The 13,251-nt window shown below is 40.5% G+C and carries 14 protein-coding genes; 3 read left to right on the top strand and 11 right to left on the bottom strand.

Annotation, left to right across the window (positions count from 1 at the left end):
• Window positions 1-3: 3 nt before the first annotated feature.
• From AC5WOF_RS07540 to AC5WOF_RS07525, 4 genes are all read right to left on the bottom strand, one after another.
• Window positions 4-1,305 (bottom strand): carbohydrate ABC transporter permease, encoded by a 1,302-nt coding sequence (locus tag AC5WOF_RS07540; protein WP_496049329.1) that lies wholly within the window; start codon window positions 1,303-1,305, stop codon window positions 4-6.
• Window positions 1,306-1,370: 65 nt separating this feature from the next.
• On the bottom strand, window positions 1,371-2,645 hold the full coding sequence (locus AC5WOF_RS07535; protein ID WP_496049328.1) for an ABC transporter substrate-binding protein: 1,275 nt from the start codon (window positions 2,643-2,645) through the stop codon (window positions 1,371-1,373).
• A gap of 17 nt (window positions 2,646-2,662) precedes the next feature.
• On the bottom strand, window positions 2,663-3,685 hold the full coding sequence (locus AC5WOF_RS07530) for a Gfo/Idh/MocA family protein (protein ID WP_496049327.1): 1,023 nt from the start codon (window positions 3,683-3,685) through the stop codon (window positions 2,663-2,665).
• 11 nt (window positions 3,686-3,696) lie between these two features.
• Complete coding sequence (locus AC5WOF_RS07525; RefSeq protein WP_496049326.1) at window positions 3,697-4,665, bottom strand: sugar phosphate isomerase/epimerase family protein; 969 nt, start codon at window positions 4,663-4,665, stop codon at window positions 3,697-3,699.
• A 313-nt stretch (window positions 4,666-4,978) separates the two neighbouring features.
• On the opposite strand from AC5WOF_RS07525, the gene AC5WOF_RS07520 reads away from it, so the two are divergent.
• The gene (locus tag AC5WOF_RS07520) at window positions 4,979-5,989 is read left to right on the top strand and encodes a LacI family DNA-binding transcriptional regulator (RefSeq protein WP_496049325.1); all 1,011 of its coding nucleotides are present in this window, start codon (window positions 4,979-4,981) and stop codon (window positions 5,987-5,989) included.
• 4 nt (window positions 5,990-5,993) lie between these two features.
• On the opposite strand, the gene AC5WOF_RS07515 is transcribed toward AC5WOF_RS07520, so the two are convergent.
• The 5 genes from AC5WOF_RS07515 to AC5WOF_RS07495 all read right to left on the bottom strand — a co-directional run bounded on the left by AC5WOF_RS07515 (window position 5,994) and on the right by AC5WOF_RS07495 (window position 8,572).
• Entirely contained in the window at window positions 5,994-6,353 is a 360-nt protein-coding gene (locus tag AC5WOF_RS07515; RefSeq protein ID WP_496049324.1) for a hypothetical protein, read from the bottom strand.
• 78 nt (window positions 6,354-6,431) lie between these two features.
• Entirely contained in the window at window positions 6,432-6,590 is a 159-nt protein-coding gene (locus tag AC5WOF_RS07510) for a hypothetical protein (RefSeq protein WP_496049323.1), read from the bottom strand.
• A gap of 515 nt (window positions 6,591-7,105) precedes the next feature.
• On the bottom strand, window positions 7,106-7,414 hold the full coding sequence (locus tag AC5WOF_RS07505) for a hypothetical protein (RefSeq protein WP_496049322.1): 309 nt from the start codon (window positions 7,412-7,414) through the stop codon (window positions 7,106-7,108).
• A 211-nt stretch (window positions 7,415-7,625) separates the two neighbouring features.
• Complete coding sequence (locus tag AC5WOF_RS07500; protein WP_496049321.1) at window positions 7,626-8,183, bottom strand: hypothetical protein; 558 nt, start codon at window positions 8,181-8,183, stop codon at window positions 7,626-7,628.
• A gap of 80 nt (window positions 8,184-8,263) precedes the next feature.
• A complete protein-coding gene (locus tag AC5WOF_RS07495; protein ID WP_496049320.1) occupies window positions 8,264-8,572 on the bottom strand; it encodes a hypothetical protein in 309 nt (102 codons plus the stop codon).
• Between the two features lie 306 nt (window positions 8,573-8,878).
• On the opposite strand from AC5WOF_RS07495, the gene AC5WOF_RS07490 reads away from it, so the two are divergent.
• Together AC5WOF_RS07490 and AC5WOF_RS07485 are read left to right on the top strand one after the other, a co-directional pair.
• Window positions 8,879-9,649, top strand: a complete 771-nt coding sequence (locus AC5WOF_RS07490; RefSeq protein ID WP_496049319.1) for a hypothetical protein — start codon at window positions 8,879-8,881, stop codon at window positions 9,647-9,649.
• 206 nt (window positions 9,650-9,855) lie between these two features.
• Complete coding sequence (locus AC5WOF_RS07485) at window positions 9,856-10,629, top strand: HAD family hydrolase (RefSeq protein WP_496049318.1); 774 nt, start codon at window positions 9,856-9,858, stop codon at window positions 10,627-10,629.
• 92 nt (window positions 10,630-10,721) lie between these two features.
• Here the strand turns inward: AC5WOF_RS07485 and sdhB are convergent, their stop codons facing one another.
• Window positions 10,722-11,495 carry a succinate dehydrogenase iron-sulfur subunit gene (gene sdhB, locus AC5WOF_RS07480; protein ID WP_496049317.1) on the bottom strand — a complete coding sequence of 258 codons (774 nt, stop codon included), beginning with the start codon at window positions 11,493-11,495 and terminating at the stop codon, window positions 10,722-10,724.
• The gene (gene sdhA / locus AC5WOF_RS07475; protein ID WP_496049316.1) at window positions 11,492-13,249 is read right to left on the bottom strand and encodes a succinate dehydrogenase flavoprotein subunit; all 1,758 of its coding nucleotides are present in this window, start codon (window positions 13,247-13,249) and stop codon (window positions 11,492-11,494) included. Before sdhA ends, sdhB begins: the two co-directional genes overlap by 4 nt.
• Window positions 13,250-13,251 lie beyond the last annotated feature (2 nt).

Below are 13,251 nucleotides of genomic sequence, written 5' to 3'. Positions count from 1 at the left end.
CCTTTAATTCGATTGATTATTACTCATGATATTGGCACCTAGAAAGCGAATGTAGAAAATGCTGATAATCGCGATACAAATGAAACCGATTACAGAAAGGGCAGAACCTTCACCAAAATTCAATTGTGCAAACATTGTTTTATACGTATAGATCGAAATGGTCTCCGTTGCGTTTGCAGGTCCACCACCTGTCAATACATATACAAGATCAAAAATTTTAAATGCATCCAAAGTACGGAATAAAAGCGTTACCAGTATGGTTGGCTTTAACAAAGGAAGCGTTATCTTAAAGAACTGCTGTGTACGTGATGCACCATCAACATGTGCAGCTTCGTATAAAGAACCTGATATCGTTTGTAGTCCGGCAAGCAGTAGCAGCGTCATGAAAGGTGTTGTTTTCCAAACATCAGCGAAGATCACGGCGAACATGGACCAGAACTTTGATGTGAGCAATGTGCCCATGTCTGGTATAAGTCCAATGAAATGAAAAAATTTTGCCATAATCCCATTTTGTCCATCGAACATAAACTTCCACATTAGGGCGGAAACGACGGTTGGAATTGCCCATGGAACTAGGACAGATGCTCGAACAATACCACGACCTTTAAACTGTCTGTTGATAAGAAGCGCAATGGCTAGACCGAGCACTAATTCAATAGCAACCGAAATTATGGTGAAAACAGAAGTATTCCAGAGTGACATCCAAAAACGAGGTTGACGGAGTACATCGGTATAATGACTAAAACCTACAAAGTTTGGTTGAATGACTGTTTTTTGCAATCCATTTAACAGTCCCAGCATTCCTTGTTTATCTGTATCTTTTATGTGTAATTTTTTAATTTCCAATTGAAGCGTTTTCAATTTATCAAGTAAAGATGTCGCGGATATTTTGTTTAACGGATATGTGATTAATGATTCAGGTACATTTCCATCATCCATTTGGATAGAATCTACTTGGTCGTACTGTTTTTCAAAGTTAGGATCATTCGCTAGACTCTCTTTTACTTCCAATACTAGCTGATCTATTTGTTTTAGTGTCGTTTCACTTGATTTGTTTTCCGGCTTTTTGAGAGAACGATCAAGGAGACTAACTAAAATAGGATATTTTTCCACAAATCCATCCATATCTAATTTATAACTATAGTAAATATCATTTTTTGAAGGGTCATTAAGGCGAACATCGTACATGCTTAACCAAAAGGTACGAATTACTGGATATACGGCTATCACAAGAATAATCAAAACCGCAGGTAAGATAAATAAGTATGCTATGTTTTTTTCACTGAAGCCCCGCTTTTTGTCCAAATCATTCACCACCTATAGAATAGGGAGAGTCATGGAGGCGACTCCCCATCTGTTCTATTCCTTCATCATTTTTTCAGGATAGCTTTCAATTTCGTCTCGATGTTTTTCACTGTTACTTCAGCTGTTTGTTGTCCGGTAATAGCTTTGGATAGCTCGATTTGCATTGCATCGGAAATTTCTGGGTAAACAGGTGAAACAGGACGTGGAATTGCTTTGCTAATTCCTTCAATGAAGCTTTTATTCGCATAGAGTGGATTCGATTTTTGCACATCTTTATCATCAAAAGCAGGTAGATATGTTGGTGTAGAACCATACTGAGCAGAGATTTTTTGACCTTCAGGACCAGTGATAAATTTCAAGAATTCCCAAGCTTCTTTTTTATGTTTGGAGTATTTGCTAATACCAGACATCCAACCACCAAGAGTGGCAGCTGATCCTTGGTCACCAGCTGGTAGTGGAGCTACACCGACTTTACCAACGATTTTGGATTGTGTTTTATCTTCTGCAAGAGAATATTGATATGGCCAGTTACGAATGAATGGAGATTGACCTTGAATGAAAGCAGTATGAGATTCTAACTCTGTGAAAGTTGAAATATTTTTAGGTACTACATCCGATTGGGCAATCTCCATCATTTTTTTCAACCCTTTGATTGTTTGAGGGCTGTTTACCACAATATTTCCTTTGCTATCTAAAATTCTTCCACCGTATGAACCAGCAAACTCGATGAAATTACATACAAGACCTTCATATTGCTTTGCTTGCATGAGGTATCCAAACTGCGTACCGCCTTGCCCCTTCAATTGTTTTGCTTGTGCTAGCAGTTCATCCCATGTTTTAGGAGGATTTTTTACTAAATCCGTGCGATAAAACAAGAGACCAGCATCAATAAAACGAGGCATTGCATATTGCTGACCGTTGACATTACCTGCTTCAACAGCACCTTGGACGTATTTATCCATTGGGATGTTGTCACTTTGAATATAGCGGTCTAAAGGTTGAAGATATCCAGCTTGTCCGAATTCAGCAGGCCAGATTACATCTAGGTCAATAACATCAATCTCACTAGATTTGCTGCTGAGCATGGTAACGAGTTGATCATGGTTTTGTCCAGAATCTGCAGGCATTTCTTTGAAGTGTACTTTAATATTTGGATGAGTTTTTTCAAATGCTTCGATCAATTTTGTTGTACTACCATTTACATCTTTTCCACGAGCGAATGTTAGGTTTACGACTTCCGATTTTTTCGTATCATTTGCGGCGGGAGTGGAACAAGCAGTTACACCGACAACCAAACTAGCAATAATACCAAGCGATAGAAGCTTTTTCCCCAATTTCATCATGTTTCCTCCATGTTCTAGTATGCGATAGGAATAGTCTTTCTTTCTTCACTTGATTGCAAGGCAGCTATAACTACTTTAATGGAGTTTAATCCATCCTGGCCTGTAATGGGGACAGGTTGTTTGTTGATCAATGCTTCTACAAAAGCATCGATAACTCCACTATTCAATTGTACTTCGTTTGTGGAAACTGCTTCTGCTGCATGTTTTTCCACAAAGCTGTCACGATATTCAACGACTAGTGGGTATTCAGGATCCACTAATAGTTTCATTGTGCCATTTTCAAAATGGATGGTGGTGCTATTATCTTCTCCAGGTACAAGTGTCCAGCTGGTAGTGATCGTACCGATTGCCCCAGAAGAGGTTTTGGCTACGATAGCAGCATTATCATCGACGTCACCTGGTTTTTGTAATGTAGCAATAAGTGCACTCACTTCTTCGATTTTTTCATCTAATAACCATGTGATGAGGTCGATTTTATGGACGCCAAGATCTCCAAGGGAACCGATGAATGCTTTCTTTTTGGAAAAGAACCAAGAATTTTCTTTTTCTACGCTCCATTGCTCAGGACCACCGTGGGCAAAGGTAGTACGGAAAGTTAGTACTTTTCCGAGTTTGCCGCTTTGAATGATCTCTTTTGCAATAACATGAGGTGAGAAATAGCGTTGATTGTATCCAATCATCAATTGCACATTATTTTCTTCAGCAGTCTGAATCATCGCTTCTGCTTCTTCCAATGTAATAGACATTGGTTTTTCACAGAGAACATGTAAACCATGTTTCATTGCTGCAATCGAGATAGGTGCATGAAAAGCGTTTGGTGTACAGACACTAACTGCATCCAATTGTTCGTTTGCTAGTAGTTCATAACAGTCATTATAGGCATTGCCGCCGTAAAGTGTAGAGAACTCTTGAGCTCGTTCTAATACATCATCTGAAAAAGCGACCAGTTTAACATTTGGGTTTTGGGCGTATTCTGGAATATGGCGATGCTTGGCAATGCTACCACAGCCAATCACTCCGATACGTAAAGGTTCCATGGTATTCACTCCTAATTCCACCATAAACTTGGTAATGGCTCTTGTGGGATAACTTGTTTTAGATTGTCTACTGCTTTTTGGAAACCTTCATCAGCTGAGAAGAATGCATCTTCATGCTCGATACTCACTACATAATCGTAACCAACAACGCGGAGTGTACTGAGAATGTCAGCCCAAGTTTTCAAATCGTGGCCAAATCCAACTGTACGGAACTGCCAAGCACGAGTTTGTAAGTTTTCAAATGGTTGCATATCTGTCACACCATACATATTTACATGTTCTTGATCGATGATGGTGTCTTTCGCATGGAAATGATAGATTGCATTTTCTCTTCCTAAGATTTTGATTGCTGCAACTGGATCAATTCCTTGCCACCACATATGACTTGGATCGAAATTGGCACCAATCACCTCCCCTACAGCCTCCCGTAATTTCAACAAGGTCGCTGGAGTGTGAACAGAGAAGCCGCCGTGAAGTTCCAAAGCGATTTTCACATTGTGTTCTCCGGCGAATTTTCCTGCTCCTTTCCAATAAGGAATAATTTTCTCTTCCCACTGCCATTTTAAGACGTCGCGATACTCGGTAGGCCAAGTAACGACAGGCCAGTTTGGATATTTTGCATTTTCTTGGTCCCCAGGGGTACCAGAAAAACAATTAATTACTGGAACATCTAACTTTTCTGCTAATCGTACTGTTTGGAGAAATAAATGGTGTGATTCCTCAGCATAAGCACGATCTGGAGTTAGTGGATTCCCATGACAACTAAAAGCACTAATCGTTAATCCTCTATCATCAATTGCTTTTTTGAAAGCCCGTAATTTGGACTCATCCGCTAGGAGCTCCTCTGGATTACAATGTGCGTTGCCAGGATAGCAACCTGTGCCAATCTCCACTGCTTCAATGCCTTTTGCTTTGACATGATCTAGCATGTCTTCGAAATTCATTTTGCTAAATAGTACTGTAAAAGTACCGAGTTTCATGTAAACCATCCTTTATAAAATACTGGAAAACGTTTGCACCAAATGGATAAATTATGCAATCCATCGTGCGAAGATGTCTGACAACTTGACACAAAAAAAACAAAAAGTAACCGCTTTCATATATGGCAAATTACCAGACTAACGTTTGCCTCTATCCTACAATAAAAAAAACGATATGGAAACAGTTTTTTTTATGCAATTTTAGGCAATGTTGAAGAAATTATATCGAAATATATAAAATTCTATACGTGCTTTGCATATGTTTTCTTATCTGTTAATATGGTAGTGGAAACGTTTGCACTGGAGGTGGAATATGACTGCTGTAACAATTAAAGATGTAGCTCAGTTAGCAGGTGTTTCGCCTTCGACTGTATCTCGGGTGATATCGAATCATCCAAAGATAAGCCAAGCTACAAGAAAAAAAGTGCGAGATGCAATGCATCAGTTAGATTATCATCCAAATATCATGGCTAAAAGTTTAGTATCAAAGAATACAAATACAATTGGTCTTGTCCTTCCATACTCTTCAGATAATTTGTTTATTAACCCTTTTTTCTCTGAAGTTTTAAGAGGAATGTTAGCATATGCAAATAATAAAAATTATGACCTGCTCCTATCATCTGCTAGAAATCAGAGTGAAGAGTTAGAAGCGATCAATCGAATGGTATTAGGAAAACGTATAGATGGTGTAGTATTAATGAGTCCAAGCCGGGACGATGTAATTGTAAAAAAATTAATGGAGTATGATTTTCCATTTGTATTATTAGGAAGGTCTTTGGAATATCCGGATGTTTTATCCGTTAATAACGATAACATAAAAGCTTCTTTTGATCTAACCAACTATCTAATAGCTCAAGGACATCAAAAGATTGGGATTGTGACTGGAAAACCAGAGTTAGTAGTATCAGAGGATCGTTTATCTGGCTTCCAGCGAGCATTGAGACAAGCAGGCCTTTCGTTAAATCCAGATTGGATGATCAGCGCGGAGATGCTGGAGAAAAATGCTTATCATACCATTTCTATGTTGATGAATGCAGGCAATCGTCCAACCGCGATTTTGGTAATCGACGATGTAATTGCAATTAGTTTGATTCGCGAACTTGCAGAAATTGGTTTTGGGGTACCTGAAGATGTCTCCGTTGTCGGCTTTAATAATATTTATATGTCAGAAATGAGTAATCCATCACTTACTACCATTGATGTAGGGATCTACCAATTAGGCTATCAAACGATACAACAATTAATTCGTAAATTGGCTGGAGAAGACCACTCATCAAAAGTAATCGTACCTCATCGGTTGGTTGTTCGAGAATCAACGAAATAGAGACTTAGTTGTAAGGGTCTATTTCGTGAATAAGATATGGTTTGATTTCAGATATGAGGAGATCGAACATTTTATTTTCCAGTTCAAAATCGTGGACTTCTATCTTGTCGATATATGCTAAAATAACATCTACAAAAGTGGTTACCTTTTTGAGCTGATCAACCTCCCATGCATAGTGATAGGGGAAGGCGGATATTTCTTTTTTGAAATGCTCCAAACTTTTATTAGAGGTAATTGTGGCATAGAGGAAAGCGTGAGGTACTTCTACAATTCCTAGATAACCAGTAGAGTCCTGAGGAAAAGATTGATCCCATATCCCTTTTTGTTTTTCCATATGTAAACAAAAATCGTCGATTACATTCATATCTTACATCTCCTCAAAGAAATCTAGTCTTCTTAGCTTAACAGAAAGATCACACCTTTTGGTGCGATCTTTTCTAAATTAGGTGCACTTTGGTATACCTGCTTGCTCTAGCAGAGTAGCTTGTGTTTTGGTAATAGGAACAACTACGGGTCCAGATGCATTATCATTCATTGTGATGGTAATTTCCAAAGTATAGTGATCATCTATTGCGCGAATACAGTTTTCAACAATACTCATAGTTAAACCTCTTCTCTTTTCATCCTTTATTAATTTATGCGAAATAAATGGAGTAAGTGAAAGGCATTGGTGTAAAGATGGTGATTGTGGTGAGATGTCATTATACAACCATACTTTATTTAAAATGGAATTTAGCAGGGATGGAATAGATAAAGTATTCATCGATTAATGAAAATATTTGCGTTTTAATTGTTATTATGGTAAAATATCCACCGTGTTGAAATATGCAAGGTGTAAACAGAGAAAGTTCTATTGTTGGAAGCCCAATTCATTTGGCGCGGTCTTCGGAGCCGCAAAGATGAAAGAGAGGTAGGGCTTTTGTCGTTTTAGGTTTTCCATGCAAGGTAAAAGAGAAGTTTCTTTGTTTCTCGGAAACAGTTCATCATATAAAAAGCCGCGTCCATTTGGGTGCGGCTTTTCCAATCTATTTTTATGGTGTATTTTTGCGGCCTGACAGAGAAAGCGGAGCTGCTCACTCTGTCAGTTTGTTCTGAGACGAAGTAGCCGTAAGACGATCATCGTTCGGAAAGACGCTTGATGATGTTCGTCAGCCTAGAAGACTGGAAGTCTTCTTCCGCAACATCGACCGTCGCAGGCTGAAGATTGGACAGAATCAACTGAAGATCACAGTCTCCCTTGGTGAAGTCATCCCGAGTTTCGATGGCAGCTGCAAAAGCATTCTGCTTCGTTCCGTTATTGCGAAAGACATCGAGAGCGGCATCCTTCATCAGGCGCACACCCTCGGATATCTTTGCAATGGGGACAATAGACTCACACTCCTTGAGGAGCTGTGCGATCATGTCCTGAAAATCAGTCTGGGGCATATTCCGTTTTCTCGCTCAGTTAACTCAGAACTTCCAATTCTTATTTTACATACTATAATTTTTATTTATTATTAGCAATGATTGAGATTGATTTGGTATAAAAATTAAAAATCCACACCTTTAGCGTGGACTTTTTTGTATATATAAGTCTATTATTTCGGCCCCCGGCAGAGAGGAGTTGCAATTCTCTGCCGGGTGGTTCTAAGAGTGATTAGGCTTTGGGTCGTGACCGACGAGCAGCCTTGACGTCTACATTGAACATGAAATCTTCCCGAGCAGCCCTGACTGCATCGGTGAGCTTTGTAAGAAGCACAGTCTCCAGTTGTTCATCACGGTCGACAAATTGTTTGCAAGCCTCCCGAGCAGCCTGACTGGCTGCAGAGCGTGCATGCTTGCCTTTCTGCTTGAAGATCAGCTGGGCAGCAATCTTCATCGCGAGAACACCGTTTTCGATCTTCTCCGTAGAGAAGGTGGCTTCGAGGGTGGCAATGTCATCCACGGATGCCATCAACTTTTGGGCATCAGTGTCGCCGTCCTCAGCTTTATTGATGACTTCCAGAGCGTCGTTGATGAGATCACGAGTCAAGTACTCCGCGAGCTCCAACTCCAGTGCCTGTCGGGTGCCCTTACGATTGGTGGTGAACTCCCGAGCAGCATTATCTGCAGCTTGGAAGGCTTCCTGCTGTCCTTCAGGAGAATCCGGATTCGTTCGAAGAACTCGGAGTGCAGCAGCAAGCATAACTTGCTGACCCTGCTCGACAGTGCTCATGTTCCTCTTCAAGTCATTCCTTTCTTAGAACCGATAATTCCTAATCATTATATTATAATTTTTATTTTTATGGTGCAACATTATGAACTTTCGGCTTGGATTTTAAAATCTTTTGCCACAAATGTCTTTTCATGCCCGACAAACCAATGGAATTTACATTTGCTAAAAATCATAAATCTTTGCAAGAGCTTCAAAGTATTAGGGCGCTGCAAGGCTTGATCTACTGCTTCTTCAGAGGAAAAAAAGATTTGAACTTGATAAAAAAGATTGCGCAGGGGAGTTTGGTCATATTGGTTAAATGGAGTAGACCTAAGTTGAAGGCAATTAATTTTTTCAATTTCAGGTATGAGGAGGGAAGAAGATGCGATTTTTTCTTCATAAAATTCCATAATCTCTTCATGATTGGTCTCTGGGGTTAATTCCAATATAAGTGTTATGATATACATGAGAACAACCTTTCTTATTTTAGATAAAAGAATATTTAATAGACTTCAATTCGCTAGAATATCTTCATATTCCTACTTGCGGATATATTTATTTTTGGTTCCAAAATAGTTTTTAAAACGCATACATTTTTAATCATGAAAAAATATAACCAAAATGGAGTATTGGAATAGTATCATCTGTTTTTTTAACATGCTACAATTACAAATAGAAAAAGAAACTGTGGAATTCCCTAGGATTTAGGAGTTATAGTGTGTTCTGAGCTCAAAGAAATGGATGGAGTGGTTCCGACCATTCATCTGGAAGAACCTTTGCTTCCTGAATGGTTGCAGGTTGCGATTGACAGTACTTGGCATGGTCCAGGATACAACGGTACCATCTATGCTGCTATCGTCAGTGAAGATGCTCGGAATATCAGGCTCTTTCCTACAACATTTGCAGTCCTGATAAACAGGGACAAGATGCTCAAGCTTCGGATCAACAGATTTTTCCGACATATGTCCCTACTGGCACTTGGTGAGGCTGTTAGGCAGCTAAATGAGACAGAACTGGATGCCTCCATCAAGTTGAAGGCAGAGATAGTTGGAAATGACCTGCATGTAGTAATCCGTTTCCAGACTGTCAACATTACTACTGTGGGCGTATGCCGAAGTAGAAAGAATAAGAGACTAGCAGTCTTGGGTTACGATCCCCGTGTAGGTATTTCTGCTTTCGGGGGGATACTCGATTTCCCCGATCTCTTCGCTCATGCAGAAAGAGAAGTTTTCGAAGAGGCAGGATTTCGTGCAAAGAACTTGCGAATTGTCGGAATGATTCGTGTCGAGAAATCGGTTATTTTGGTGGGCGTCTTTGATGCACCTGCCAAGTGGATCTGTCGGCTCCGTTTTCCTTTCCGGCAAGATCACGATAAAGAGATGAAGTCACTTGTGTTTATTCCGGAAGACAAGGTCAGGGAAGTACTTCATCTTGGGCAAAAGATGTGGTCGCCATTGCCTCAGGTTCTAGAAAAGGCATTTAGCTAAATCCCTGAATGCCACAAGCACACCCCATTCCTTTAACAAGGGAATGGGGTGAAGAATTTTAAGGAGAATTTTTTAAAAAAATGAACGAAAGTAGTAGATTGAATATTCAAATACAGGAAGTAAAGAATGCAATCGTACGGAAAATAGAAAGATAATAATTTGATATAATAGAGGGGTAAATCGACCCTTTTACCCAGAGAGGTACAATGAATCTCATAGATCCCTTTGCAAACTGGAACAGTAGTGCTATGGCATATCACCTACGAAAACTGATAAGTTCTGCTAGGGCAGTGTGCTTCGACTTTGATGGTCCTGTTGTAAAACTCTTCAAAGGATACCCTGCTGAAGAGATTGCCGATGCCATGAAGAGTGTTATCCGTCGCCATGGTTTGTCCGTAGACTGGAGAGAAAAAGATCCGCATGTGATCTACCGGCATGCTGCGGTTTCTTGGCGAAATCATCCAGTCTTTGAAGAGCTAGAAGATTTGCTGATAAGGACAGAATGTTTGGCTGCCCTCACAGCAGAACGAACTCATCTGTATCGGTTTTTGGTAGATTTTTGGCTTAAGAGAGAAATTCCAGTCGCAATCACTACAAATAACTCTCCTAGAGCAGTAGAAACATTTCTTAGGAGACCAGATGAGAACAGCTACCATCTGTTTGAGCAGAGGATTTTTGGTCGAACAGAAGAGACATTCGATAGGATGAAACCCGATCCGTGTATTCTAAAGATCGCATTGGAGGCTCTCAATGTGGCTCCAAAAGATACACTGATGATCGGGAATGCGGTAACAGACTTTCAGGCTGCGCAAAGGGCGGGAACTGCTTTTCTCGGGTATGCACAAACAGATACGGAGTATGTAGACCTGAAGGAAGCAGGGGCTCCAGTCATCATTCCTAGCTATGCTTGGGTGTTCCAAGCGCTTGGCATGTCATATCCAAGTATGCTAATTTTGGATGATGTCGAGAAGTATTACTAGGGTTGATTGGACACCATTTGAAAATAAAATGGTGTCCAATTCATTTTTGGTTACAAAAAAGCATACCTCTAAAGAGAGATATGCTTTCAGGATTAAAAGGACAACCATTTTTTAAACATATGTTTTGTTGCTTCACGATTCATCGTTGCGATCGCTGTGGTTAAAGGAATACCTTTTGGACAAGCTTGAACACAGTTTTGGGAGTTTCCGCATTGTTGCAATCCACCATCAGAGATCAATGCTTCTGTACGTTCTCCTTTATTGAGAGAACCAGTTGGGTGAGCATTAAATAAGGTTACTTGTCCTACTGCAAATGGACCTATGAAGGCAGAGTTATCATTTACGTTTGGACAAGCTTCTAGGCAGACACCACAAGTCATACATTTGGAAAGCTCATAACGCCATTGTTGCTCGGTAGCAGATTGGCGAGGTGCAGGACCTAGGTCGTGAGTACCATCTACAGGAATCCATGCTTTTACTTTCTTCAAAGCATCGAACATCCGACCGCGATTGACGACAAGGTCACGTATAACAGGGAAAGTGCTCATGGGACCGATACGAATAGGTTGTTCAAGTTTGTCAACTAGAGCAGTACATGCTTGTCGTGGCTTTCCATTGATAACCATTGAGCAAGCTCCGCAAACTTCTTCTAGACAGTTGGATTCCCACTGGATTGGTGCAACTTTTTCCCCTTTTGCATTTACTGGATTACGCTGAATTTCCATCATTGCAGAGATGACGTTCATGTTTTTCCGATAAGGGACATGGAATTCTTCATTGTATGGCTTGCTATCTGGACCATCTTGTCGAGTAAAAATCAAGTGAACCGTTTTTTGTTGTTCCGTTGTAGCTGTTTGTTCACTCATTTCTTGTCACTTCCTTTCGCGACATCATAACGACGAGGGCGTGGTTTGATTAATGAAGTATCGACATCTTCATAGGATAATTCTGGTCCTTCTGGGGTAAAGCGAGCTTTTGTTGTTTTTAGGAAATCTTCATCGTTACGATCAGGAAACTCTGGCTTGTAGTGGGCTCCACGGCTTTCATTACGATTTAACGCTCCTAAAGTGATGACACGAGCCAGTTGCAGCATGTTCCACAAATGGCGAGTAAATGGTGCAGCAGAGTTACTCCATCTGCTGGTGTCTACCATGTCGATTTTTTTGTAGCGTTCTATTAGTTCTTGGATTTTTTCATCTGTTTGTTGGAGACGATCGTTGTAACGTACAACTGTTACGTTATCGGTCATCCATTCCCCAAGCTCACGATGGATGACATAAGCATTTTCTGTCCCCTCCATTTTGAGCGTGTTTTCATATTTGTCTTCTTGTACTTTTCGTTGGGATTCAGTGAAGTCAGGATCAAAATCTACTACAGATTTATCTAATCCACGAATATATTCAATTGCTTTTGGTCCTGTGATCAATCCACCATAAATACAGGAAAGCAGAGAATTAGCACCGAGTCGATTGGCGCCATGATATTGATACTCACATTCTCCAGCAGCAAATAATCCAGGAATATTTGTCATTTGATCAAAGTCTACCCATAGTCCACCCATCGAATAGTGCACAGCAGGGAAGATTTTCATTGGAACTTTGCGTGGGTCTTCGCCGATAAATTTCTCATATATCTCGATGATTCCACCAAGTTTGATGTCCAATTCTTTGGGGTCTTTATGAGATAGATCAAGGTAAACCATGTTTTCTCCGTTAACCCCAAGTTTTAAGTCTACACATACTTTGAAAATCTCACGAGTTGCGATGTCACGAGGAACGAGGTTTCCGTATGCAGGATATTTTTCTTCTAAGAAATACCAAGGTTTTCCATCTTTGTATGTCCAAACTCGTCCACCTTCACCACGTGCAGATTCGGACATGAGTCGAAGTTTATCGTCTCCAGGAATCGCAGTTGGGTGAACTTGAATAAATTCACCATTTGCATAGTAAGCTCCTTGCTGATAAACCGCACTTGCAGCAGTACCCGTGTTGATCATAGAGTTGGTAGATTTACCAAATATAATACCAGGACCACCAGTAGCTAAAATAACAGCATCAGCAGAAAAAGCTTTAATTTCTGTACTGCGCATATCTTGTGCTACGATACCACGGCATTTTCCTTCATCATCTTGCACGATGGAAAGGAATTCCCATTGTTCATACTTGACTACTTTTCCTTCTACTTCATAGCGACGAACTTGTTCATCTAAAGCATAAAGAAGCTGCTGTCCGGTGGTAGCACCAGCGAACGCAGTACGGTGGTGTTTGGTTCCACCAAAGCGGCGGAAATCAATCAAACCTTCTGGTGTACGGTTGAATGGTACTCCCATACGGTCCATCAAATAAATGATTCCAGGAGCTGCTTCACACATTGCTTTTACTGGAGGTTGGTTTGCGAGGAAGTCTCCTCCATAGATGGTGTCATCAAAGTGTTCCCAAGGAGAATCTCCTTCTCCTTTGGTATTTACCGCTCCATTGATCCCGCCTTGTGCACATACGGAGTGGGAGCGTTTTACAGGTACGATGGAGAAAAGTTCTACCGTAGCTCCTGCTTCAGCAGAACGCAGTGCAGCAGCAAGTCCTGCCAAACCGCCCCCAACGATAATTATTTTTTCGTTCATTC

Source organism: Shimazuella sp. NTD250, from assembly GCF_059510375.1.
Note: the sequence above shows the minus strand (reverse complement) of the source record. Positions and strands in the feature narration are given on the sequence as shown.

What these genes read in the sequence shown, in the direction of transcription:
- AC5WOF_RS07500 (WP_496049321.1), bottom strand. Translation starts at nt 8,183, where the DNA reads ATGAGCACTGTCGAGCAGGGTCAGCAAGTTATGCTTGCTGCTGCACTC.
- AC5WOF_RS07485 (WP_496049318.1), top strand. Translation starts at nt 9,856, where the DNA reads ATGAATCTCATAGATCCCTTTGCAAACTGGAACAGTAGTGCTATGGCA.
- AC5WOF_RS07495 (WP_496049320.1), bottom strand. Translation starts at nt 8,572, where the DNA reads ATGGAATTTTATGAAGAAAAAATCGCATCTTCTTCCCTCCTCATACCT.
- AC5WOF_RS07520 (WP_496049325.1), top strand. Translation starts at nt 4,979, where the DNA reads ATGACTGCTGTAACAATTAAAGATGTAGCTCAGTTAGCAGGTGTTTCG.
- AC5WOF_RS07510 (WP_496049323.1), bottom strand. Translation starts at nt 6,590, where the DNA reads ATGAGTATTGTTGAAAACTGTATTCGCGCAATAGATGATCACTATACT.
- AC5WOF_RS07525 (WP_496049326.1), bottom strand. Translation starts at nt 4,665, where the DNA reads ATGAAACTCGGTACTTTTACAGTACTATTTAGCAAAATGAATTTCGAA.
- AC5WOF_RS07535 (WP_496049328.1), bottom strand. Translation starts at nt 2,645, where the DNA reads ATGAAATTGGGGAAAAAGCTTCTATCGCTTGGTATTATTGCTAGTTTG.
- AC5WOF_RS07530 (WP_496049327.1), bottom strand. Translation starts at nt 3,685, where the DNA reads ATGGAACCTTTACGTATCGGAGTGATTGGCTGTGGTAGCATTGCCAAG.
- AC5WOF_RS07505 (WP_496049322.1), bottom strand. Translation starts at nt 7,414, where the DNA reads ATGCCCCAGACTGATTTTCAGGACATGATCGCACAGCTCCTCAAGGAG.
- AC5WOF_RS07515 (WP_496049324.1), bottom strand. Translation starts at nt 6,353, where the DNA reads ATGAATGTAATCGACGATTTTTGTTTACATATGGAAAAACAAAAAGGG.
- sdhB (WP_496049317.1), bottom strand. Translation starts at nt 11,495, where the DNA reads ATGAGTGAACAAACAGCTACAACGGAACAACAAAAAACGGTTCACTTG.
- sdhA (WP_496049316.1), bottom strand. Translation starts at nt 13,249, where the DNA reads ATGAACGAAAAAATAATTATCGTTGGGGGCGGTTTGGCAGGACTTGCT.